Annotated in this window: 23 protein-coding genes and 1 riboswitch; of the genes, 1 reads left to right on the plus strand and 22 read right to left on the minus strand. The window is 44.2% G+C overall.

Annotated features, from left to right (window positions below; translation table 11 throughout):
- Position 1 precedes the first annotated feature (1 nt).
- The 8 genes from ACYQ2N_RS22035 to ACYQ2N_RS22070 all read right to left on the minus strand — a co-directional run bounded on the left by ACYQ2N_RS22035 (position 2) and on the right by ACYQ2N_RS22070 (position 5,252).
- A complete protein-coding gene (locus tag ACYQ2N_RS22035) occupies positions 2–832 on the minus strand; it encodes a DNA alkylation repair protein (protein WP_460001585.1) in 831 nt (276 codons plus the stop codon).
- Between the two features lie 17 nt (positions 833–849).
- Entirely contained in the window at positions 850–1,446 is a 597-nt protein-coding gene (locus ACYQ2N_RS22040) for a hypothetical protein (protein WP_460001586.1), read from the minus strand.
- Positions 1,443–2,003: a hypothetical protein gene (locus ACYQ2N_RS22045; protein ID WP_460001587.1), complete on the minus strand. Its 561-nt coding sequence runs from the start codon at positions 2,001–2,003 to the stop codon at positions 1,443–1,445. The genes ACYQ2N_RS22040 and ACYQ2N_RS22045 overlap by 4 nt, the downstream gene beginning before the upstream one ends.
- A 34-nt stretch (positions 2,004–2,037) precedes the next feature.
- A complete protein-coding gene (locus ACYQ2N_RS22050) occupies positions 2,038–2,232 on the minus strand; it encodes a CbtB domain-containing protein (protein ID WP_460001588.1) in 195 nt (64 codons plus the stop codon).
- A gap of 262 nt (positions 2,233–2,494) precedes the next feature.
- A riboswitch (cobalamin riboswitch) is annotated at positions 2,495–2,683 on the minus strand.
- Positions 2,684–2,763: 80 nt separating this feature from the next.
- Positions 2,764–3,525 (minus strand): sulfite exporter TauE/SafE family protein, encoded by a 762-nt coding sequence (locus ACYQ2N_RS22055; RefSeq protein ID WP_460001589.1) that lies wholly within the window; start codon positions 3,523–3,525, stop codon positions 2,764–2,766.
- A gap of 40 nt (positions 3,526–3,565) precedes the next feature.
- Entirely contained in the window at positions 3,566–4,099 is a 534-nt protein-coding gene (locus ACYQ2N_RS22060; protein WP_460001590.1) for a TlpA family protein disulfide reductase, read from the minus strand.
- Positions 4,100–4,265: 166 nt separating this feature from the next.
- Positions 4,266–5,078, minus strand: coding sequence for a cytochrome c biogenesis CcdA family protein (locus ACYQ2N_RS22065; protein ID WP_460001591.1), 813 nt, complete (start codon positions 5,076–5,078; stop codon positions 4,266–4,268).
- A gap of 27 nt (positions 5,079–5,105) precedes the next feature.
- Positions 5,106–5,252 (minus strand): Fe-S-containing protein, encoded by a 147-nt coding sequence (locus ACYQ2N_RS22070; RefSeq protein WP_460001777.1) that lies wholly within the window; start codon positions 5,250–5,252, stop codon positions 5,106–5,108.
- A 25-nt stretch (positions 5,253–5,277) separates the two neighbouring features.
- Between ACYQ2N_RS22070 and ACYQ2N_RS22075 the strand changes: the two genes are divergently transcribed.
- Positions 5,278–5,412 carry an HD domain-containing phosphohydrolase gene (locus ACYQ2N_RS22075; RefSeq protein WP_460001778.1) on the plus strand — a complete coding sequence of 45 codons (135 nt, stop codon included), beginning with the start codon at positions 5,278–5,280 and terminating at the stop codon, positions 5,410–5,412.
- A gap of 242 nt (positions 5,413–5,654) precedes the next feature.
- Here the strand turns inward: ACYQ2N_RS22075 and ACYQ2N_RS22080 are convergent, their stop codons facing one another.
- The 14 genes from ACYQ2N_RS22080 to ACYQ2N_RS22145 all read right to left on the minus strand — a co-directional run bounded on the left by ACYQ2N_RS22080 (position 5,655) and on the right by ACYQ2N_RS22145 (position 20,156).
- Positions 5,655–6,068 carry a cytochrome b5 domain-containing protein gene (locus ACYQ2N_RS22080; protein ID WP_460001592.1) on the minus strand — a complete coding sequence of 138 codons (414 nt, stop codon included), beginning with the start codon at positions 6,066–6,068 and terminating at the stop codon, positions 5,655–5,657.
- Between the two features lie 71 nt (positions 6,069–6,139).
- Positions 6,140–6,793 carry an ABC transporter ATP-binding protein gene (locus ACYQ2N_RS22085; protein WP_460001593.1) on the minus strand — a complete coding sequence of 218 codons (654 nt, stop codon included), beginning with the start codon at positions 6,791–6,793 and terminating at the stop codon, positions 6,140–6,142.
- A 14-nt stretch (positions 6,794–6,807) separates the two neighbouring features.
- The gene (locus tag ACYQ2N_RS22090; protein ID WP_460001594.1) at positions 6,808–7,941 is read right to left on the minus strand and encodes an ABC transporter permease; all 1,134 of its coding nucleotides are present in this window, start codon (positions 7,939–7,941) and stop codon (positions 6,808–6,810) included.
- A 12-nt stretch (positions 7,942–7,953) separates the two neighbouring features.
- Positions 7,954–9,243, minus strand: a complete 1,290-nt coding sequence (locus ACYQ2N_RS22095) for an ABC transporter permease (protein ID WP_460001595.1) — start codon at positions 9,241–9,243, stop codon at positions 7,954–7,956.
- 11 nt (positions 9,244–9,254) lie between these two features.
- Positions 9,255–10,499 carry a Fe-S-containing protein gene (locus tag ACYQ2N_RS22100; RefSeq protein ID WP_460001596.1) on the minus strand — a complete coding sequence of 415 codons (1,245 nt, stop codon included), beginning with the start codon at positions 10,497–10,499 and terminating at the stop codon, positions 9,255–9,257.
- 81 nt (positions 10,500–10,580) lie between these two features.
- Positions 10,581–11,234 (minus strand): iron transporter, encoded by a 654-nt coding sequence (locus ACYQ2N_RS22105; RefSeq protein ID WP_460001597.1) that lies wholly within the window; start codon positions 11,232–11,234, stop codon positions 10,581–10,583.
- Positions 11,235–11,284: 50 nt separating this feature from the next.
- Positions 11,285–12,523, minus strand: coding sequence for an FTR1 family protein (locus tag ACYQ2N_RS22110; RefSeq protein WP_460001598.1), 1,239 nt, complete (start codon positions 12,521–12,523; stop codon positions 11,285–11,287).
- A 204-nt stretch (positions 12,524–12,727) separates the two neighbouring features.
- Entirely contained in the window at positions 12,728–14,836 is a 2,109-nt protein-coding gene (larE, locus tag ACYQ2N_RS22115; RefSeq protein ID WP_460001599.1) for an ATP-dependent sacrificial sulfur transferase LarE, read from the minus strand.
- Between the two features lie 117 nt (positions 14,837–14,953).
- Positions 14,954–15,754, minus strand: a complete 801-nt coding sequence (cysD, locus tag ACYQ2N_RS22120) for a sulfate adenylyltransferase subunit CysD (protein WP_460001600.1) — start codon at positions 15,752–15,754, stop codon at positions 14,954–14,956.
- Between the two features lie 195 nt (positions 15,755–15,949).
- Positions 15,950–16,261, minus strand: a complete 312-nt coding sequence (locus ACYQ2N_RS22125) for a 4Fe-4S dicluster domain-containing protein (protein ID WP_460001601.1) — start codon at positions 16,259–16,261, stop codon at positions 15,950–15,952.
- On the minus strand, positions 16,245–17,963 hold the full coding sequence (locus tag ACYQ2N_RS22130; protein ID WP_460001779.1) for an adenylyl-sulfate reductase subunit alpha: 1,719 nt from the start codon (positions 17,961–17,963) through the stop codon (positions 16,245–16,247). Before ACYQ2N_RS22130 ends, ACYQ2N_RS22125 begins: the two co-directional genes overlap by 17 nt.
- 20 nt (positions 17,964–17,983) lie before the next feature.
- Entirely contained in the window at positions 17,984–18,616 is a 633-nt protein-coding gene (gene cysC / locus ACYQ2N_RS22135; protein WP_460001602.1) for an adenylyl-sulfate kinase, read from the minus strand.
- Between the two features lie 71 nt (positions 18,617–18,687).
- Positions 18,688–19,917, minus strand: coding sequence for an O-acetylhomoserine aminocarboxypropyltransferase/cysteine synthase family protein (locus tag ACYQ2N_RS22140; RefSeq protein WP_460001603.1), 1,230 nt, complete (start codon positions 19,915–19,917; stop codon positions 18,688–18,690).
- A complete protein-coding gene (locus ACYQ2N_RS22145; protein WP_460001604.1) occupies positions 19,917–20,156 on the minus strand; it encodes a sulfurtransferase TusA family protein in 240 nt (79 codons plus the stop codon). The genes ACYQ2N_RS22140 and ACYQ2N_RS22145 overlap by 1 nt, the downstream gene beginning before the upstream one ends.
- Positions 20,157–20,179: the final 23 nt, after the last annotated feature.

Genomic DNA, 20,179 nt, shown 5'->3' on the forward strand with positions numbered 1-20,179 from the left:
TCTAAAGAGAAGCCTGATTTTCAGCTGTGGTGGCCCTTATTTCTTCTGCATATTTTTGAGCCGCCAGGACTAGTTCCGGGTTAGTTGAATGTGACAAGCGTTTTAACGCAGAAAACAGTGCTTGGCGGCTCAATGGTTGGTCCTGGTACTGTATTCTAAGTAAAATTTCCATAACTTCTCCGGGAAACCTATCGGCAAGAGGCCCGGACACTGCCCGGGCTATCTGCCACTGAGTAACAGCGTTAGGCAGGGGCACCCACCGCTTAAGACATTCATATGCTGTTTCCGGAAAAATTTCAGCCAGGACCTTCCCGATAATCTGCGATCCGATGAGTCTACGTACTGCTTTACTTTCATCAACTACCAGTCGGTCTAATAACGGTATTAGCAACGGAAGCAAAGTAGAATCTCCTTTCCTAATAACCGGTACCAAAGACAGAGCTGCCGTAGCTCGCAAATATTCCCGTTCATCCCCAAGCCACCTGGAATAGTAGTCTAAAACACTGTTATCCGTCAGATCCCAAAGGGCAGCAATACCCCAGGCAGCTCCTTCTCTCACCTGCCATACCGGATCAACAGCCAGTTCTTCCAAAAGCGTAATCACCTTAGCAGGTTCTTCAAGGTAAAACCGGCTCAAATATTTTCCAGCAATAAATCGAAAGAACCACTGCTTCCTACCAGTGTAGTCCTGGCAAACTTCGTATAACCTGTCCGGTTGCTCGCTAAAGTATTTTTCAAAAATCTGCAACCCCAAAGCCAATTGCCCGCTATGTGCTCTACTAGCCAAGATCAGTAGCATTTTATCCAGTAAAAAGAAAAGTAGACGATTCATCTTTAACCTAACCTATCCTAAGTATTCGAATCGGGTGCGGTTATAAGTCTCTTAGATTGACGAGACTTGAGGGATTTTGGAGTAATAACTCCTGCAACCATTCCGAAGGCAATGACAACCATCAAAAAGATCATAGTCTTAACTTTAACACCGGTAGGGGGCTGAACTCCCATCACTTCTACCGGGAACTCTGTTCCTACAGGTGTAAACTTAATCGAAGAAGTAGCCGTCGGCTCAATCATAAAGGTCAGGAGGTGTTCAGCACCGTCAGCAAACATGTTATCAAAGCCAAAACCACCGTCAGTCGATACAAACTCGGTATGCAGTACGTTTTTATCTTCTTCCATGTGATGGGCATTGATTTTTACTAGAACATTGGTTACCGGCTGACCGGTGGCTTTATCTACTATTTGTCCGGTAAATTTAGTCAGGTGTCCTACCGTCGACATTCCAGGGTTTACATTAACAGTTAATTTAACCTGGCCGTTTTCCGCAGATTTCACGATAGGGTTGAAATCTGCCGATTGATGATTCATGGTCATGGCCAGGAGAGGTGCGGTTGTCATACTTAAAGCTATTACGAGTCCAATCATTAAAAAAGTCTTAAGTTTCATACTTCTACTACCTCCCCAGCCACTCTACGCGAGGTTAATATATATCCCGTTGCAAATCCCAAAAGCAACAGCACTGAAATAAAAATCGAAACATTCCTTACTTTAGTTGGGTTTTCGTTAATCGTAAAGTGCAGGGTTTTTTCTACCGCATGATTGGGGTTTCCGGTTGGTGTAGCTTTAACCGTTAGAGCATATTCTCCTCTGATTGGGAAGACATATCCAAAGTCCAGTTTCCCATCGGGAACAAAAACCTTGCTCTTCATCAGAGTCAGACCCTCCACTCTTGGAACATCAGTAGAAGGAAAGAACTTTGCAGCGGGGCTTTCCAGGGTGAAGGCCAGTTCTACATCCTTCACAGGTTGCCCCTTATTATCTTTCACTACGATGGAAAACTGGGAATCAAAATTAGGCTTGATTACATTAAACTCCGGAGTAGATTGCAGTTGAATCTGCAGGTCGTTTTCCTCAGCAGCATGCGTTGGGGAAGGAGTAAAAAGAAATAGCACTAGAAAAGCCAATAATAATGGCCGTATATAAACCGCGATTCGAGTATTCACTGATTTAACACCTCTTTCTAATTGTATACTTAAATTAATGACAAGGAATAATCATTAGTGCATGCCGGAGGGCATGCACTGAATCATGTAAGGGCGGGTAAGTGCTAAATAATAAGGTAAAGAGGACTAAACCCGTCAGAGCTAAAACAGACAATAATTGTACCGGTAACGATAAATTAAGATTAAACTTTTTGTGTGAAACCACATTTTTATTGGCATAATTCATCATCAATTACCTCCAAAAATAATAAATGAGTCAATTAAATACGGTTCTTCTAACTCATTGGGAACCGACCCAAGAGAACAATACTCTTTACTCAGGGATTTACTGATCAATAAATCAAAAATAAGGGGCCAAAACTGATTGTTAGTGTTTTCTGAATGACGGGCAAAAATAAATCCCTAATCTATAAATTAGGGATAATTATCCAGCCGCAGTTTTGCACAAAAACGGCACACAATAAAAACACCTCCCTAACATCCCGTAGGTTGTAGAAATGTTGGAATAAGCAGGTCTCCTGGCTCAAGTTCATCGTCAACTCACGTCTTCCCGGATATATCCCAGTGACATAATGCGAGTTAACTTCCTCTTACAGTGGCGGGCACCGCGTCAGCTTCAACTGACTTCCCTTTTCAATTCTTTCCCTCGGAAAAGAATCACTCATCCAAAGATATTTAGTTGAGCCTCTATACATTAAAAATAATACTACAAGATTATGAAGAAGTTATGAATTTCTTGTGAAAAATAAAAGGTTTTTCCCTAAATTAGCCAGTAGGCAATAAAATCGTTAATACCTGCTAGAATAAAAATAACACCCCCTACCTTCTGAAGAATTGCATTTATCCTTGGTACATTCCTTGTAAACAATTTTGTTGTTCCTATACCATAGGCAAGTAAAAAGGTAATAACTAATAACGGTATGACTGTTCCGATAGCGAACAGTCCAGGTAAAATAATTCCCCCCTGAGTTGAAACCCCCAACGGGATAACAATACCGAAAAACAGCCAAAAGAGAGTTGGGCAAAAGGCCAAAGAATAAACTACACCTAAGAAGAACTCCCGTATATTTTTGATGTTAGGTATATGTCTTATCAGGTTTCGTTCTAATGAAGTAAACAGCGATAATTTTGTCTTAAACAATCCAAGCAAATATAGACCAACGATTAACATCAAAGGACCAAGGGCCTTTCTGACTACTTGTACGATAGGAATTGCTTCCTGGTTAAGCTTAATTCCCAACAAGATCGTCAGTGAACCTATTAACGTGTACACAACTACTTTTCCTAGGGTAAATGAAAAGGCTGCTGATAAACACTCCTTCTTTTTGCTAATTTTTTGGGTAAATAAACCCAAAGCACTAAAGTTTGTTGATAGTTGACAAGGAGCGGTGGAACCAAGCAACCCCAAAAGCAGAGCCGATAACACCGGAATGTGGAGCTGCAACGACAGACCTGACAAATAAGGACTCAAAAAATTATTTACTTGTCCTAGGAAAGCGTACCATTGACTAAATAAAGTCATCTAATGCTCCTTTATAGAAAAGAGTCCAAGTTAATTAAAATTACAGTGCCTTTTTTAATGCTTCTTGGAGCGTATTCAATGTCATACCACCCACATGCGTTTCCCTAATTATTCCGTTCTTGTCGATAAAAAAGCTCGCCGGTATTCCGTACACCTGGTAAGCATCTGCTACAGAAGAATTACCGTTGGTGTCTAATAGTACCGGAAAATTGGCATTGTTGTCTTTCAATATATTAACTACGTCTGAGAGCTTGTCATTAAAAGTTATATTCACCGCCAAGACTGCAACTTTATCTTTATTTTGCTGGTAGAATTTCTGAATCTCTGGAATTTCCGCTTTACACGGCGGACACCAGCTAGCCCAAAAATTAAGGTAAACGGGTTTGCCTCGAAAGTCGCTTAAGTTGACAGTATTGCCATTTAGATCTTTTAGCGTAAAATCTGGAGCCTTAAATCCTATCTGTGGTCCTGGTGCTTGGTTTACTGATGGTGGAAGATTACTCTTTAGCTCTATCGTGGCAAAAAGCACTACGAAAACAATCCCAAGGACGATCATAACTATTCGTTTGGACATATTGGACATATATTCTCCTCTTTCACGACGTTGTTAAAATTTGTAGATAGGCTAAGACTTGATCTAGATAACTTCGAGATTCAGGTTGCGATTTTGAAAGCCAGTATACTACTAAGATTGGACTTCTATATGAAGAAAGTGTGAATTTCTTATGAAAATTGTATTCTTAAAAGCCTGTAAACCCTCCGTACAAACGAATTAACTCAACGGTGATTCTGGTCATCAGATTAGTTATCAACAATATTCCTAACCCAATCATCAAATAACCGCCGATTTTGGAAAGCAATGCACCGTAGGGAACTAATTTCCGCACTGAACTCAGCGTGAATGCCAAAACAAAGAAAGGAATAGAAAATCCGGCAATGTAGGCCAGAATCAAAGCCAACCCTGCGGAGGGTTGGTTGGCACTCATGACCAAAACTGACGCCAGTATGGGCCCTATACACGGCGTCCACCCGGCAGCAAAGCTAATACCAACCAAAACGGAACCGCCATAGCCCACTCTCGTTTGGCGGTATTCCCACTTCTTCTCCATCATCAGCCATTTGGGGGTTGGCAATCCGCTCAGGGACAATCCCATGAGAATGATAATTCCGCCTCCGATAATTCGTATCAAAGTTCGATGGGTGATAAAGACCTGCCCGAGCACGGTCGCAGATAACCCAAGCGCTAAAAAGACAATCGAAAACCCGATCACGAAGAAAAGCGTGTGGGTCAACGCCTTTAACCGGTGAGCCAAGACATGTTTTTCGTTCCCCGAAAAAGTCATTCCGGAAATATAGGAAATATACGATGGATACAGTGGCAGACAACACGGGGAAACAAAAGAAAGCAGCCCAGCGATGAAAGCCAGCCAAAGAGTCGGGTGGATGTCTGTGTTGATTCCGGACGCATACCGAACAGCAAACCAAACGTACACCACGACGACTGCAGTCACGCCCACTGCACTTACGATGGTCCGGAGGCGTCGCCCTTGCATAAAAATCCTCCTCATTTAGGCACATAGTTAGATGTCATTGCCACATGTATTACAAACCAAAACATCGCCCTCAATATGGAATCTACGGGAATAACACGGTTCGCAAAAACTGCTGGCAACCATTACCCTGCCCGCAGGCGTCAGATATGCTGCATTCCCATACCGGTAACTGATTTATATTCCTTGCTGTCGACTTTTACTGACCGCGTCAGAGTTTAACAAAGTAACAGAACACCCTGTGGCAGGTGTTCAAATATTACATAACATAGGTTTCCTGGAAGCTATTCTCAGTACTATAAAGCATCATCATGAACATTTTTCCGGCGGGGGATAATATGAATTTCTTATTACACGTCAGTCACAGAGGGTTCCCCTTTGGTCAGGGTTCCGGTCTTATCGAAAACAACCGCGTTCAGCTTGCTGCTCCATCCCCAAATTCCACTGTTTAGCCCTAGCTTTGAGGTAATTATGTGGGCCAATTCAATTAGACCGATAAACAGCGCCTCAGGAAAGAATCACTCATCCCTAGTATTTAATTGTATTTAATGATACATGAATCTAGAAAGCTTGTATAGTTTACTGTGTACTCTTTAAATTACCCACCTTAGGGACATTAGCCCAGAACTCCGGTGTCTGGTGATTCGGTGGAGCCTTATCCATCAGGCTCGTTAGATCCTGACCTGCCACAAGCTGTTGACCCATGGGAATATGTGTTCCCAATTTCCAGAGCTTAGTGTTGGTAACGTCATAGACCACTCCCTGTACAGTGATATAAGCCGGTTTCCCATTTGTGCCATTATATTCTGCTAGTTCTTCCCTGGTAAATTCTCTTAAGCTCTTATCGCTCTGGGCAGTATTTTTTCCGGTTAATGCATTGCTAGAAGAACCAGACGGTGTTTGCGTTGGTTGTGGTGCTTCGTTTCTGGAACACCCGTTTACCAATAAAAGAGCAAGCAAGAGTAATACCATAATCAACAATATTCGCTTCATATTGCTTCCCTCCTTGTAGTATTTCCGGTGTTCGCCAACAGTTCACTGCAGCTAGCTAGTATTTGCCAACTTTATGACAGGTGTGCAATTCTCCCGTGCTCTAGTCTCACCTGGCGCTGCGCCAGTTCCCCGACTTCCGGGTCGTGGGTGACCATTACAATAGTATGTCCTTCCCGGTGAAGTTCACGAAAGAGTTCAATGACAATTTTCTCATTATCCTCATCCAAATTCCCTGTGGGTTCATCAGCCAGAATAAGCGCCGGGTAATTAATCAAAGCCCGGGCAATACAAACCCGTTGTTGTTCACCACCGGAGAGTTGGCTGGGCAAATGTTGGGCGCGATAAGCTAAACCCACTCTTTTGAGGGCTGCCAAAGCTTCTTTTTCATCAGGGAGGCTGTGATAATATTGGGCTACCATTACATTTTCTAAGGCCGTCAGGTGCGGAATCAAGTGAAACTGCTGAAAGACAAGCCCGATTTTTTCCCGGCGAACCTCAGTTAATTCTTTATTAGAGCGGCTGGTCACTTCAACCCCGTCAATCAGCACTTTTCCTTCAGTAGGTTTGTCCATACATCCTATAATGTTTAGCAATGTACTTTTACCTGAACCGGAGGGTCCCATAATGGAAACCCACTCACCAGGAGCCACATCCAACGTAAAATCTTTCAAAGCATGGACAGTACCATAGGTTTTCGTTACATTCCTCATCTCCAGGATATTCATGCTGCTTCCCCTTTCTATTCACCCTTTAACACCAGAGCCGGTTCAATATTGACTGCCGTCCGCACAGGCAACAAAACCGCAGCCCAAGCAACAAGGATTGATAAAAATATAATTAAAACCGACACCAGTGGTCTTGTGGAAATATAAGAATTAAATACACTGAAGCCGATGATTTGAGCAATACCCCAGCCAACAACAGAGCCTAAAGCTCCACCGAGAAAGCCAAGTATTGTTCCTTCACCCAGAAATTCACCCGCGATGGTCCGATCCGGAGCCCCCAGAGCTTTGCGCAACCCAATTTCCCGTCTCCGTTCGACAACCATGGCCATCATGATAATCGAAACACAGAGTAAGGTAGACGCCAAAATTATGATTACGACCAAATAAACCAAAACGCGGATTTTTTCCAGGATGACCCCTTCCGAACGGGCGATCTGTTGGATAGGATTAGCTTTGATACTCGGCTCAAGCTGCTCAATCCAACCGGCAAGCGAGTTTAATTCATCCCCATTTCCCATGATGCTTAAATAGGCAGCATGAATCTGACCCTTTTGCGCAAAAAGCTGCTGAGCTTGATCAAGTTCTAAAAACATTTGATAATCTTCCGTACTTCCGGTTGAGACAGTACCGGTTACAACAAAGCTGCCTTGAACACCTGTATCTTCTGCGCTGATGATAAGTTTCTCTCCCGTTTTGACGCTCAGTTTTTCTGCGAGCGCAGTGCCAAGCAAAACGTGATCAGCCTGACTGGGCCAAGCACCGTTAACCCGCCAATACGGACTAACCGTTTGCACATCAGCGAACTCCGTCCCTACTGCTACCAGTCTTTCATTTCCGGTTGTAACGATCCCATACAAATAGGGAGCATACCCAATCCTTTTTTCCTGCGGTACTTGTTCCAAAACTCGAGCTACTTTAGCAAGTTCAAAAGTGCTTCCTTCTTTCTGCTCAGCAGGAAGGAGGACAAGATTGGCACCATAACTGCGTAATTCCTTGCTCATCTTCAAGGTTATATCATAATAAACGCTAAGCAACCCTGAGATTACTCCTGCGCCAAGCACCAGGGCCAAGAGGGCGATTCCAACCCGCGACTTTCTGTTTTTCAAAGCAGCACTTATCATTCTCCAATACATTGTGCGCTTGCTCATTTAGCTCCCCCCTTACCTCCCACGCAAAATTTCGGCTGGACGTAGATTAACTAACATCCTGATCGCTGATAAACTGCCAACAAGAGCAACCCCAAGGGAAATGGTTAACACGATCGGCAAAACCATCATTTTAACCGCTAATTCGGAGCTAAACACCGCTTGGCCAATAATCTGTGCAAACCCTAGCCCTAACAGATAGCCCGCTGAGCCTCCAATGAGGGCATTAATCATGGTCTCGCTGAGAAAAAGTACGAGTACCTGCCAATTCTCTGCACCTAAGGCCTTAAGCAAACCGATTTCCCTGCTTCGTTCCAGCACCTTGGTAGTCATCAAGCTAGAAATTCCTAAAGCTGCGCTTACTAGGGCCGCGACGGTCAAGAGTACCATCAGCAATTGGATCTTACTCAAAATCAGGCCCTCAGAGTCTGCTACCTGCCTGATGGCTTTAGCCCTTACCCCAGGCAGGATTTCTTCGATCTGGTAAGTAATGGCGCCAACGTAAGCTGTACAATACCAGCGTTCATATTCTTCACTGGTTAAAGATTTAAGATCTTGTTCAGCCTTACGCGCCAATTCATTTTCCGGCGTAGTCAAAGCACTGACTTCAACTTTTCCCACTTTCCCCTGCAAGCCTTGCTGGATTTGGACAAAAGCCAAAGGCACAAAGAGCTTGTCATCATCGCCACTGCCACTGTCAAAAATTCCTTTGACTTTAAGGGTTTCTTCCTTAAGTCCGGTCAAGTTCTCTACCTGAAGGCGCAGTTCATCCCCAGGTTTAAGCCCAAGCTGTTCTGCTAATTTTACCCCAACCATTGCCTCCCGGGCAGAATCGTCACTTGCCCATTCCCCATTAATCCGCCACCAAGATTTCAGGCTGGTTGTACCTGTAATGACTTTTTCCCCGGCAGGAGTAGTGATCTCCTTATTGAACCAGGTGCCAACCATTGTTACCTTTTTCCCGTTTACCTCAGCCGTCTGTTCCAGGTAGGGTGCAAACGCCAAAATATTATTGGCCCAAAAAATTGTCTTGATTTTACTTGCATCCTCTTCCTCAATATAGGAACGGTTTTGCAGAGGATTATACTCCACACCGCCAATGTTTACGGGTATGGTGTCGACTCTGGGCTCTACAATAATATTGGCGCCATAAGTTTTAAGTTCTCTATTTACTTTATCCCCAATATCCAAGGAAATATTGAGCATTGAACTGGCTAGCGTTGCCCCAAAGGCGATCGTCACAATGGCCAGCAGCTTGCTTTTGAGACCCTTGGCAAAGGATTTTTTCAGCATTCGCCAAAACATCTTGACACCACCTATTCCGCAAAAACATTCTGTTTCTGTTCTAAATCCAGTGTATTAATCGAGATGTTACCGTTTTCAGCCTTATTGGGAAAAGGAATGGGATTGCACCCACCGGGAAAACCAATTGTGACTTTATTAATAACCACATCACAATTCATACAGACTACCTCATCTCCGCGCTGGTAGTAACCGACTTGTCCGCATATATCGCAGGCATCCAAACCCACTCCGAACAAACCGTTCCCTTTGTCAATAACAATAAAGCGCATGGGTATATTATCTTTAGTTTGATAGCTAAAGCGGTGCAGTTTATTATCATTGACTTGGCTTACCGGAACCCTGATAACTCCGTTAACAGCTTGCACCGGAACGGCTGGAGATAATTTGATTTTCTGATTGCCCTGGACATATCCGACACCCAGCAAAGCTCCCGTAGTCAGAATAAACACCCCGGTAATGGCCAGCCAACGGACATGATTACGGTAACCGGCTAACGTTTTGCGCTTGAGAGCAGGATTAGCAAGCCCACCTAAATCCGGCATTTTTGCTCCCATACGAGCCAGTACCATCTGCAGAGCTACAACCAGCACTAAGGAGTAGAAAAAGAGCGGGTAATAGATATTAATAACCGGTGCAACGATCGAGACTAAGACTGGAGTTACCGGTATATAGCCTAAGGTCATACCTAACTGCAGCAAAGTAATAAAATGACGCGAAAGTATGATTAACATAACAACCAGAGCAGTCAAGACCACGGACTTTTTGCTTATCTTCTGAGTAGCCTTGATATAGCTCCAGCCGAAGATAGCAGCAAGCAACATGCCGGCAAAGGCCCCTATGACTTTAAGGATTAATTCAGTACTAAGGAAACTGCGCGCCTGCACAAAAATTTTACTCGGGAAAGCAACAAATTCAATGCCACTCACCGTGATGAGTAAAACTGCATTTAGCAAGACCAAAGGCCCTATAACTTTCTGAAGTAATTTGATTTGTCGGCTTAAATACCCGGTTATAGCCAGCATACTGACTGCCGGCAAAGTTGCGGCCAGCCAGATAAATTCAAATAACTCACGATCCCCCCAAAAATCTATTCCATAAACCAAAATAACAGCCCAGCCCAGAGCTAAGATTACACCTGACTTAAGCCAGTTTAATTTATCCGGCAGCTTAAGTATTGTTAAATAGAGAAAAAGAACAGCAATTAAGAGTACTCCTTCGAAACTGCTTTTTAGCGTATAATCCAAAATCGAGAGCATGACCTCACCCCTTTGCCTTAAAAACTTGTCTGCATCTAAGAACCGGAGCCCGGCCGCTGTCCGCGACCGGGCGTAGAAGTTCTACCATTTACGAGGTACAAAGGAGAATTCCCAAGTTGTTTCAATCGGTTTCGTCCAGAACCTACCTGGTACGCCGCTTTCTTTATCTGTATGAATTAAGAAGTCTTGTTTTTCAGGAGATTCGATCATGAACTTGAGGATATAGTTACCGGCCCCCGGCATTTTAACGTTGGCTCCGTAATGGCTACCATCGCCTGCGTTCATAGGCATAAAACTTCCGGATAATGTTTTTCCGTTATCTTTATTTTTTAATTCATACTTCACAGTTAAGTAAGGTACAAATTCCCCAACGCCAAATCCTAACGGATTATTTTCTAAGGCTGAGATATCTGCTTCCAGGTGAATATCAGATTCTGTCGGCTTAAGTCCGGCTTTTTGGACCGGTTCCATTTCGACAGGCTTCAGGTAAACTGCGGCAATATTAAGCCCTTCAGCTTGTTGTTCATCCCCAATAGGATATTCCCGGAAAGTGGCGTCGCCTGCTTTTCCTTTGTCCGCTTGCTTGTCAGCGTTCTCACTTTGAGCTGCATTACTCTGAGTAGTTTTATCAGTTGTCTTGTTCTCGCTTCCACTCCCACTGGTTCCACAACCTGCTAAAGCAAATACACCGATCATTAATACAGCGCTAAGCATAAATACTTTACTTCTCTTCATGTTTAATCCCTCATCTTTCTTTGGCTTTTATTTGGTTTTGGTTTTCATTCTCATTTGATCTTAAAATTTTTTAGTAAAATACAATGTGAGCTCTGGAGCGTTCTCTTGTCATTTCCTTTCCCTTTAATATTATGGTGAACGAAGCTAAACACCGCCGCTAGTAAAAGTAACAACTGGGGACTCAAAGTTTCCCAGGTGGGTAATATCCCCAACCAAGCAATGGTAGGAATATTAACCTGAGTAGCACTGATCAGGCCTGCTGCTTGCAATTCTGCCACTCCCTGACCGACAAAGACAAAGGCTAAGTAGTAAAGTAGGATACTCGTTCCTAAGAAGAAGGGTTTCATCGGAAGTTTGATACTGCCGTAACGGATAATCAGGAAGATGACAACAAGGGCTGCTGTACCAGCGAGTATACCTGCAATAATCATTGTTAAATCAGTCGTCCCTGTCATCATGGCTTGATAAAACAATACCGTTTCTGCACCTTCCCTGTATACCGCCAGAAAGACGGCAAACCATAAGGCCATTCTATTCCCTCTGCTGAGAGATCCTTGCACCTTTCCTTCAATGTAGTTTTGCCAGCGTTTGGCTTCAGACTTGCTTATCAGCCAGTAGCTGACGGAGAACAGGACGGCTACCGCGATCAACATGGTTACACCTTCCAAAACCTCACGGCTGGAGCCTCTAATACTAAGGACTGCCTGCAAAATCCAAGCTGTAATTAAACTTGCCAAGATAGCTACCAAAGTACTCTGATAAATTACTTTAACTTTTGATTTGTATCCGGATTTCACCAAATAAGCAATAATTGCCCCAATAATCAGGATAGCTTCGAAGCCTTCCCTAAGAATAATTAAAAAGGAGGAAATGAACACTCCGGCACCGGAACTATTTCCATCTAAATTTTTGGCATCTTCTCTCAAGCCTGCTACCAGCTTATCCATCGCCTGTTTGATTTCCGAAGAAGAAGTTCCTTTAGTCATCTCTTGTTTAATTTTACGGAATGCGCTCTCCACTTCAGCATTACGCTTCGCAGATATATTGAGCCGAACTGCTTTTTCCATCTGCCCGCTTTCATAAGGACCAAAATAAGCCTCGTCAACTAAGCTTTTAGCCTCTGCCACATTCCCTTGCCGATAAGCAGAATGGGCTTGTTGTAAGTAATTGTCAACATCTTCTACTACTTGCGCATAGGATTGACCGGCTAAGGCCACAGGAGCCATAGCAGTCATGAGGAGCACCACAACCATGCCAACAAAGAACAACTTAATTCTCTTACTAAGCACTAAAACCACCTCCTTACACTAAGTATTTGATATTCATTCTCATTTCTAAGGTAAAAAATAAGATTCTCTCTTTGAGAACGGACTAAAAATCCTTCAGAAAACCCTCCATTTCATAGTATTTACATCGGAATACTTATATTCTAAAAGCCCTAGATTTGTTTGTCAAGGCCCAAGCGAAAGAACTTGGGCCTTCTTCCCTCAGATTCAGTTCAACTGGCTAAGCGCTTCATTCATACTCCCACTGCGAAGTCCCTTCAGATCGAGTGTTACGTAGACAAACCCTAAGCCCTCTAATTGTTCAACAATTAAGTCCAAAATGTTCCCGGTCATTAATGGGAAATCTTTTCTTGGTACTTCGATCCGGGCGATGTGGTCATGATGCCTTACTCTTAAATCTTTTAACCCCAGTTCCCTTAAAAAGTTTTCTGCCTTCTCAACTTGATATAATTTTTCGGCTGTAATTCTATGACCATAAGGGAAGCGTGAAGAGAGGCAAGCAAAAGAGGGCTTATCCCAAGTGCGGAGATTAAGATAGTGGGACAATTCCCTGATTTCGTTCTTGTGTAAACAGACTTCCTGCAAGGGACTACGTATACCCATTTCCTTACCCGCCCGCATTCCAGGGCGATAATCCTGGACATCGTCCGCATTGGCACCGTCTAAAACATAATTGAAACCTTTTTCCTCAGCCATCCTGTTCAGCTTGGCAAACAGCTCAGACTTGCAGTAATAACAGCGGTCCACTGGATTGCAGGCGAATTGCTCATTGGCTAATTCTGTGGTATGAATCAACAGGTGGTTGGCCCCAATCTCTTTAGCCACCTCTATGGCTGCTTTTAACTCGGACTCCGGATACGTTTCGGACGAGGCAGAGACTCCTATACAATTATCCCCTAAAACATCTGTAGCAACCTTCAGCAAAAAGGCACTGTCAACTCCCCCTGAATAGGCTACAACCACGGAACCCAATACTTTGAGCAGTTCTCTCAAGGATGCCAGTTTTTCTATGCTTTCTTCTGATACTCCTGATACCCCTGATACCCCGAGCCTTGTAGCCAGAGTTGAATTTTCTGCACTGTTTGTGATGATCCCGCCCCCGCTGACTTCAAAACCGTCAACAAGCACAAATCTCCCTGTATTTTGATTATCTTTAAATCTGTCAAAGGAAACAGGATGTTTTGTGCGAATGGTAATTTCCGCCACATCATTCGGCTTAACTTCTTGGGCGTTCTCAATAGTTTCCAGGGTTGAGGCGTCAATAACCCGCTGGACTTCCTTAATCTCACATTCCACCTCGTGCGTGTTAAGCTTCAATTTGTAGGTTCTCTTTTTTTCTAAGGCCTTTTTTCCAAGCCAGAAGATGTTCGCTTGAAATATATCTCCGGTTTGCGGGCCATTAAAGACATGGGATATAACCTCTCCCCTGTCATTAAAAAACTCGTCCTCTACCGTTATCCCGATGGACATGCCTGCGCTTACAACTTCTTTCTGACCACCCGGTGCCCAGTATTCGATACTTTTGACTTTTGTGGTTTTGTTTCCGGGGGAAATATGGATTTCATCGCCCACCTTCAAACTTCCGGTTTCAATCCTGCCTGCTATTATCCTTCTCTGATCAAATTTATAGACATCCTGGATTGGGAGCCTTAGAGGCTTGTTCTCAGACCCCTCCTCTTTCTCCAATAGATCCAGGGCTTCCAGAACCGTTTTCCCTTGGTACCACGGCATCTTCCCGGAAAAGTGCGTTAAATTTTCCCCATAGAACGCTGAGACCGGAATGTATTTTAAGGGGTGAACATGCAGATTGCTTAAGAATTGATTCATCTCATCTTGAATCTTCTTAAATTCAATTTCTGAGTACTGAATTAAGTCCATTTTGTTGACAATGACATAAACCTTTTGAATACCCAGTAAGGAAAGGATATAGCCATGCCGCTTCGATTGTTCCCGGATTCCTTCGTTGGCATCAATAATCAAAAGAGCTGCCTCGGCACTGGCTGCCCCGGAGATCATATTTTTGAGAAACTCTTTATGCCCCGGCGCATCAATGATGATGTAATCCCTTTTTGCGGTAAAAAACTGGATCTGGGTTGTGTCAATCGTAATCCCTTGTTTTTGTTCTTCTTCCAAAGCATCTAAAAGGTAGGCATATTCGAAAAGTTTCCCCTTTTCCTTGGCAATCCTTTTGACCCGCGCGACCGCCCCTTCCGGCAAGGATTTTGTGTCATATAAGAGTCTTCCGATTAATGTCGATTTCCCATGATCGACATGACCTACGACCACAATTCTTAAAGTTTGCCGTTCCTTGTCCATCCTGTTTACCCCCAAAACGATGTTGATTTGTGTCCAAAATTATTCTGACTCCTGACTCCTGACTCCTGGCTACTGACTCCTGACTCCTGACTCCTGGCTACTGACTCCTGAGCCGAATTACATATATCCTTCTTTGCGCAGTTTCTGCATCGCGTAAGCATCTTCCTGATCCTGAGCTCTGCCCGCCCGTTCGCTGACATTAGTAGCTTTCAATTCGGCAATGATTTCTTGAACGGTGGCTGCCTGGGAATGAATTTGCCCGGTACAGGGCGCACAGCCCAGACTGCGATATCTTTTGCCTTCCTTGGCAAAATACAAATCAATGATCGGAATGTTTTCCCGCTGGATATAGGCCCAGATATCGATCTCGTTCCAGTGAAGAAGCGGATGGACGCGCACATGGTTTCCCTTGGCCACATCCGTCTTAAACTGATCCCAAAGTTCAGGGGGTTGATGAGTATAGTCCCATTCTGAATCCTTGTTTCTTTCGCTGAATACTCTCTCTTTCGAGCGGGAACCTTCTTCATCCCGCCGGATGCCCAGAATTAAGCCATCAAATTCATGTTTTTGGACAACCTGGTGTAAGCCTTCGGTTTTGAGCGCTTTACAGCAGACTAAGCGCCCTTTTTCCGGCCCCATCCCTTCTAGTAAAGCATCCTCATTTTTATGAACAATAAGCTCAAATCCATATTTCTTAACAAACTCATCCCGGTAAGTGATCATTTGCGGAATTTTATAGGTTGTGTCCACATGGATTAAGGGGAACGGGCAATAGCCGAAGAAGGCCTTTTTGGTTAACCATAATAAGACGGTTGAATCTTTACCAATCGACCATAACATTCCCAGCTTGCCGAGCTTTTTGTAGGCTTCGCGCAAGATATAAATGCTATAAGCTTCCAAGCGATCTAAGTGATCCATCGAATATTCCTCCATCATAATGATTTAAGTTGCTATTCAGGTATTCAGAATTCAGTAGTCAGAATTCAGGATACTTTGAGATGATAAAGAATTCTCGAAATCTATGATTTTGCTAGAATTGTTATGCCCTATGGGTATAAACCGTTCTCTCATGCTGACTCCTGACTCCTGTCCCAAGAGGATACATGTCAAGTGTCAGTATTTGTTAGACTCTCGCTTATTGATGGTCATTCTGTGCTGGATGCCGTTATTGACGATAAACCAGTGGAGAACATCCTGCTCATCCTTGGTGTACAAATAGGCACCCTTCCCCCCAATATCCGCTCCCAGAAAATACTTGATCGCTCCGGCTTTACACTCTTTGAGACAAGCGGCACAGCCCCAGCAGTCCTTCGGATACTTAATAAAAGCTTTTTTCTCCATATTTTGAGCAATCAGACCTCCGGGACATACTAAAGCGCACCGGCCACAATTCACGCAAATATCCTTGTCAATGCGAATGCTCATATATCTCATCTCGCTTAACTATTTCTCGAACCAGAATCTTCACTTCTCCGTTTTCATAACGCGAATTAACGTACTTTCTCCAATGAAAGTCATCCTTAGCGGGAAAGTCCGCATTTTGGTGGTAGCATAACCAGCGGGTTTCCTTTCTTGCCTCTAAATGAGCAATCAGGACTTTACACACATAAAGCCGATTAATGATTTCATGGATTGTTAAAAGATCGTGTAAGTTTTCAGCCCTTAAGGTTTTACTGATTTTCAACAGTTCCTCAATCCGCTGAGCCGCAATCTTTAATTTGGCCTGGTTTACTGTATAACCCGCGGATATCCCGCCTGCATATTCATCCATTACTTTTTGCATCGCTTCTTCGACTTCTTCAAGGGTAAATTGACCCTGTTCATTACAGAAAAATTGATTGACCGCAGCCAATTTATCCTGTATTTGTTTGGGTTCAAGCGTTACCGTCCTATTATCAGTCCCAATATAATAAAGTGCAGCCTCAGCAGCGATTTCCCCTTCAGCCAAGCATCCTGTCACATATTTCTTAGGACTTCCTCCCGCTACATCACCCGCCGCAAAAAGTCCCTGGAGTGTCGTCATGCGCCGCCCGTCAAGCCAATACCCGCTCGCCGAATGGCCGCCTACAATATATGGTTCCGTTCCTTCAATTTCGACATTCTGACTTCTTGGTCCGCTGCCCTGTTCTACCCATTTCAGAGTTTGGGCCGGCGCCATATTCAAATAAGCTTTATAAAGTTCTTGTTCTTGTTCCACGGTGATCCCTTTTGTCTGCAGGTAACAGGGCCCCCTTCCCTCTCGGTTCTCAATTTCAGTGGCATAAAGACGCAGGGGAGTACTTGCTTCAACACGCTCTTTCGCTTCATCTTTAACACCAGATTGTATTACATATTCCTGCCCCAGACTATTGATTTGCCGGGCTTTGACCCCCTGAGCAATTGTGCCGGTAGGCGCAATCGTATCTTTACATCGGAGTGCAATAAAGCGCATTTCCAAGCTCGTCATTTCCGCACCGGCCCGTATGCCCATGGCATAACCTGCTCCTGTGTTAAAGGGAGAGTACCACATTTTATGCCTGGAAAAACCGGGGTTATTCGGTTTATACAGTCCGGCTGCTCCCCCGGTGGTACAAATAACAGCCTTGGCATAGATAACATAGAAAAGGTTTTTTTCCAGCGAGAATCCGTAGGCTCCCCTAATTCTCTGATCCCGGACAATGTAATCAATAATATTGACCCGATTTAGAATCTGAACATTTTTCTTTTTTTGAACTTCTTGAGCTAAAAGCGGCTTAATATTTTCCCCGTTAATTTTAATGCTTCTTTTACCACGCGGAACATAGTTACCCTGATCATCTTTCAGGATTGGGAGCCCAAACTCTTCTAACTTGTTCGTCACTTGATTCAATTTCTGAGCCAGGCTGTAAACCAGATCTTCCCTGACAATCCCTTCGGCATCTTTCCTGACATAGTCCACGTAAGATTCCGGACTTTCTCCCGGATTAATATAAGCATTCAAGGCGTTGACACCTGCCGCCAAGCAACCGCTTCGCTTGATATACGCTTTTTCCGCAATTAGCACCTTGGCCTTTGAATTTTCCGCAAGGGTGATGGCGCTAAAGCAACCGGCTGTACCCCCGCCGATGATAAGAATATCTGTTTCCAGAACTTCGGGTTTAAGTGTCATTTTACACGGCTTCAGTACCATCATGCATTACCCCTGTTCAAATTATGCGCAAGGTAATTAAGAACCCTGTTTGCACATTCCGCTAAAGATTCTTGATCCGTATGCACCACCAGTTCAGGATTTTCCGGCTTTTCATAGGGTGAACTGATCCCCGTAAATTCCTTTATTTCTCCAGCCCGTGCCTTTCGATACAAATTTTTAGGATCCCTGGCTTCACAAACAGCTAAGTCACAGTCAACAAAAACTTCAATATAGTCCTTTCCCAGCAGTTGCCGCAACTGTGCCCGGTCTTCACGCAGAGGGGAGATAAACGCAGCGAGCACAATCAAGCCTGCATCTACCAATAACCTGGCAACTTCCCCGGTTCTGCGGATATTCTCCTGGCGATCGGCGACACTAAAACCCAGATCTTTGTTTAATCCATGCCGCAAGTTGTCCCCGTCCAGGGTATAAGTGAGCCTGCCCTGCGCATTCAGGTTTTCGGCCACAGCGTTCGCCAGAGTTGACTTGCCGGAGCCGGAAAGACCGGTAAACCAGATCACGACACCTTGTTGGCCCAAGATACGCTCCCTAACCTGCCTGGAGATCCGTCCTTCATGCCAGAAGATATGATTATGATCCACTTGGTCAGTCTTAAAATTTTCCAGTGCCATCCTATGTCCCCACTTTCCCTAGCCTCTCCAATCTGTGTTTTCCAATCAAATTAATGGGTTTTAGTCGCCCTTTAGATTTTGCTTAAAGCCAGAGCAAAATCTTCAATGAGATCCTCACTATCTTCGATACCTACGCTGATACGGATTAGATCTTCATAGACACCCATGGATTCTTTTTCCACAACGGAATTCATCGCATTGATGGTGGAAGCCGGGTGGATGACCAATGTCCGGGTATCACCGATATTTGCCAGATTCGCAGCATACTTTAGGTTATTGATCAGTTTGAAAGCATTTTCTTTGCTCCCCATCCGGATAGTAAGTATTCCTCCGTACCTGCCTGCGAACTGCTGTTTCGCTTTGGTATGATCAGGATGGTCAGCCAAGCCGGGATAATTTACAGTTCCGACATTAACATGGTTTTGTATATATCCGGCAAGTTGACCGGCATTATAACACGCCCTTTCCATCCTCAGCCCTAGTGTCTCCAGACCAATCAAGTTAAGATAGGCATTAAACGGGGACAAACAGGCTCCAAAATCTTTGAACAGACCTTTACGGAGCTTCGCCAGGTAGACAAACGGACCAAACTTCCTGTATTCCTTTAAAACCGGGAATTTAGCAAAATCCCAGCTAAATTTTCCGCTGTCAATGATGATTCCCCCGATTGAATTCCCGCTTCCGTTAATGTATTTGGACGTTGAATGGATAACAATATCAGCTCCCAGGGTAAGGGGCTGCACCAGACAAGGTGTGGTTACAGTATTATCCACGATGAGCGGAATGCCTTTCTGATGCGCCAATTCGGCGAGTTGTCCGATATCCGGAACATCAAGTCTGGGATTGCCGATCGTTTCAACATAAATTGCCCGGGTCTGATTGTTGATCAGGTTGGCATAACTTTGCACATTGTTGTCTTGGGCGTATCTTGTTTTGATCCCGAACTGCTCCAACTGAGTAAATAAGGAAAATGTCCCTCCAAATATTCCGCTTCCGGAAACAATTTCCTCACCGCTTTGGAGAATGTTCATGACGGCCAGCGTGATGGCGGCCATCCCGGAAGCACAAGCTACCGCACCAAGGCCTTGTTCCAGGTGGGTAACCCTTTTCTCGAAAGCTTCAACCGTTGGATTATTTAAGCGTGTGTAAAGATAGCCAAATTCACTGCCCTTGAAAATGCTCTCCAGTTCCTCTGCAGTTTTGTGCGTAAAGGCCGAGGATTGATAAATCGGAACCGTTGTCGCTCCGGTACTTGCATCAGAACTGGATGCACCGTGAAGGAGCTGGGTGTTAAACCGCATTATAATCCATCCTTTTCAATAAAGACGGAATAGGTTCCATCCTCATTCTTTGTCACTTGAATCACCTTATGACCTTCATCTTTAAAGCTTCTCGGCACATTTTGAATCGGTTCCCCGTCATTCATTTTTACTTCTAAAATCTCCCCGGACTTCAGTTCCTCCATGGCTACCTTAGCCTTGACAAACGTTATGGGACAAACAACATCGGTGATATCAACAAAGCCATCCCGCTTATGCATGGCAATACCTCCTGCTCTTGTAG

The organism is Paradesulfitobacterium aromaticivorans (assembly GCF_054657415.1).

Coding starts and splice junctions, on each gene's coding strand:
- ACYQ2N_RS22145 (WP_460001604.1), bottom strand. CDS start 20,156: ATGCATAAGCGGGATGGCTTTGTTGATATCACCGATGTTGTTTGTCCC.
- cysC (WP_460001602.1), bottom strand. CDS start 18,616: ATGGCACTGGAAAATTTTAAGACTGACCAAGTGGATCATAATCATATC.
- ACYQ2N_RS22060 (WP_460001590.1), bottom strand. CDS start 4,099: ATGTCCAAACGAATAGTTATGATCGTCCTTGGGATTGTTTTCGTAGTG.
- ACYQ2N_RS22050 (WP_460001588.1), bottom strand. CDS start 2,232: ATGATGAATTATGCCAATAAAAATGTGGTTTCACACAAAAAGTTTAAT.
- ACYQ2N_RS22080 (WP_460001592.1), bottom strand. CDS start 6,068: ATGAAGCGAATATTGTTGATTATGGTATTACTCTTGCTTGCTCTTTTA.
- ACYQ2N_RS22125 (WP_460001601.1), bottom strand. CDS start 16,261: ATGAGCATTCGCATTGACAAGGATATTTGCGTGAATTGTGGCCGGTGC.
- ACYQ2N_RS22105 (WP_460001597.1), bottom strand. CDS start 11,234: ATGAAGAGAAGTAAAGTATTTATGCTTAGCGCTGTATTAATGATCGGT.
- ACYQ2N_RS22035 (WP_460001585.1), bottom strand. CDS start 832: ATGAATCGTCTACTTTTCTTTTTACTGGATAAAATGCTACTGATCTTG.
- ACYQ2N_RS22095 (WP_460001595.1), bottom strand. CDS start 9,243: ATGTTTTGGCGAATGCTGAAAAAATCCTTTGCCAAGGGTCTCAAAAGC.
- ACYQ2N_RS22130 (WP_460001779.1), bottom strand. CDS start 17,963: ATGACACTTAAACCCGAAGTTCTGGAAACAGATATTCTTATCATCGGC.
- ACYQ2N_RS22055 (WP_460001589.1), bottom strand. CDS start 3,525: ATGACTTTATTTAGTCAATGGTACGCTTTCCTAGGACAAGTAAATAAT.
- ACYQ2N_RS22140 (WP_460001603.1), bottom strand. CDS start 19,917: ATGCGGTTTAACACCCAGCTCCTTCACGGTGCATCCAGTTCTGATGCA.
- larE (WP_460001599.1), bottom strand. CDS start 14,836: ATGGACAAGGAACGGCAAACTTTAAGAATTGTGGTCGTAGGTCATGTC.
- ACYQ2N_RS22040 (WP_460001586.1), bottom strand. CDS start 1,446: ATGAAACTTAAGACTTTTTTAATGATTGGACTCGTAATAGCTTTAAGT.
- cysD (WP_460001600.1), bottom strand. CDS start 15,754: ATGGATCACTTAGATCGCTTGGAAGCTTATAGCATTTATATCTTGCGC.
- ACYQ2N_RS22085 (WP_460001593.1), bottom strand. CDS start 6,793: ATGAATATCCTGGAGATGAGGAATGTAACGAAAACCTATGGTACTGTC.
- ACYQ2N_RS22065 (WP_460001591.1), bottom strand. CDS start 5,078: ATGCAAGGGCGACGCCTCCGGACCATCGTAAGTGCAGTGGGCGTGACT.
- ACYQ2N_RS22100 (WP_460001596.1), bottom strand. CDS start 10,499: ATGCTCTCGATTTTGGATTATACGCTAAAAAGCAGTTTCGAAGGAGTA.
- ACYQ2N_RS22090 (WP_460001594.1), bottom strand. CDS start 7,941: ATGAGCAAGCGCACAATGTATTGGAGAATGATAAGTGCTGCTTTGAAA.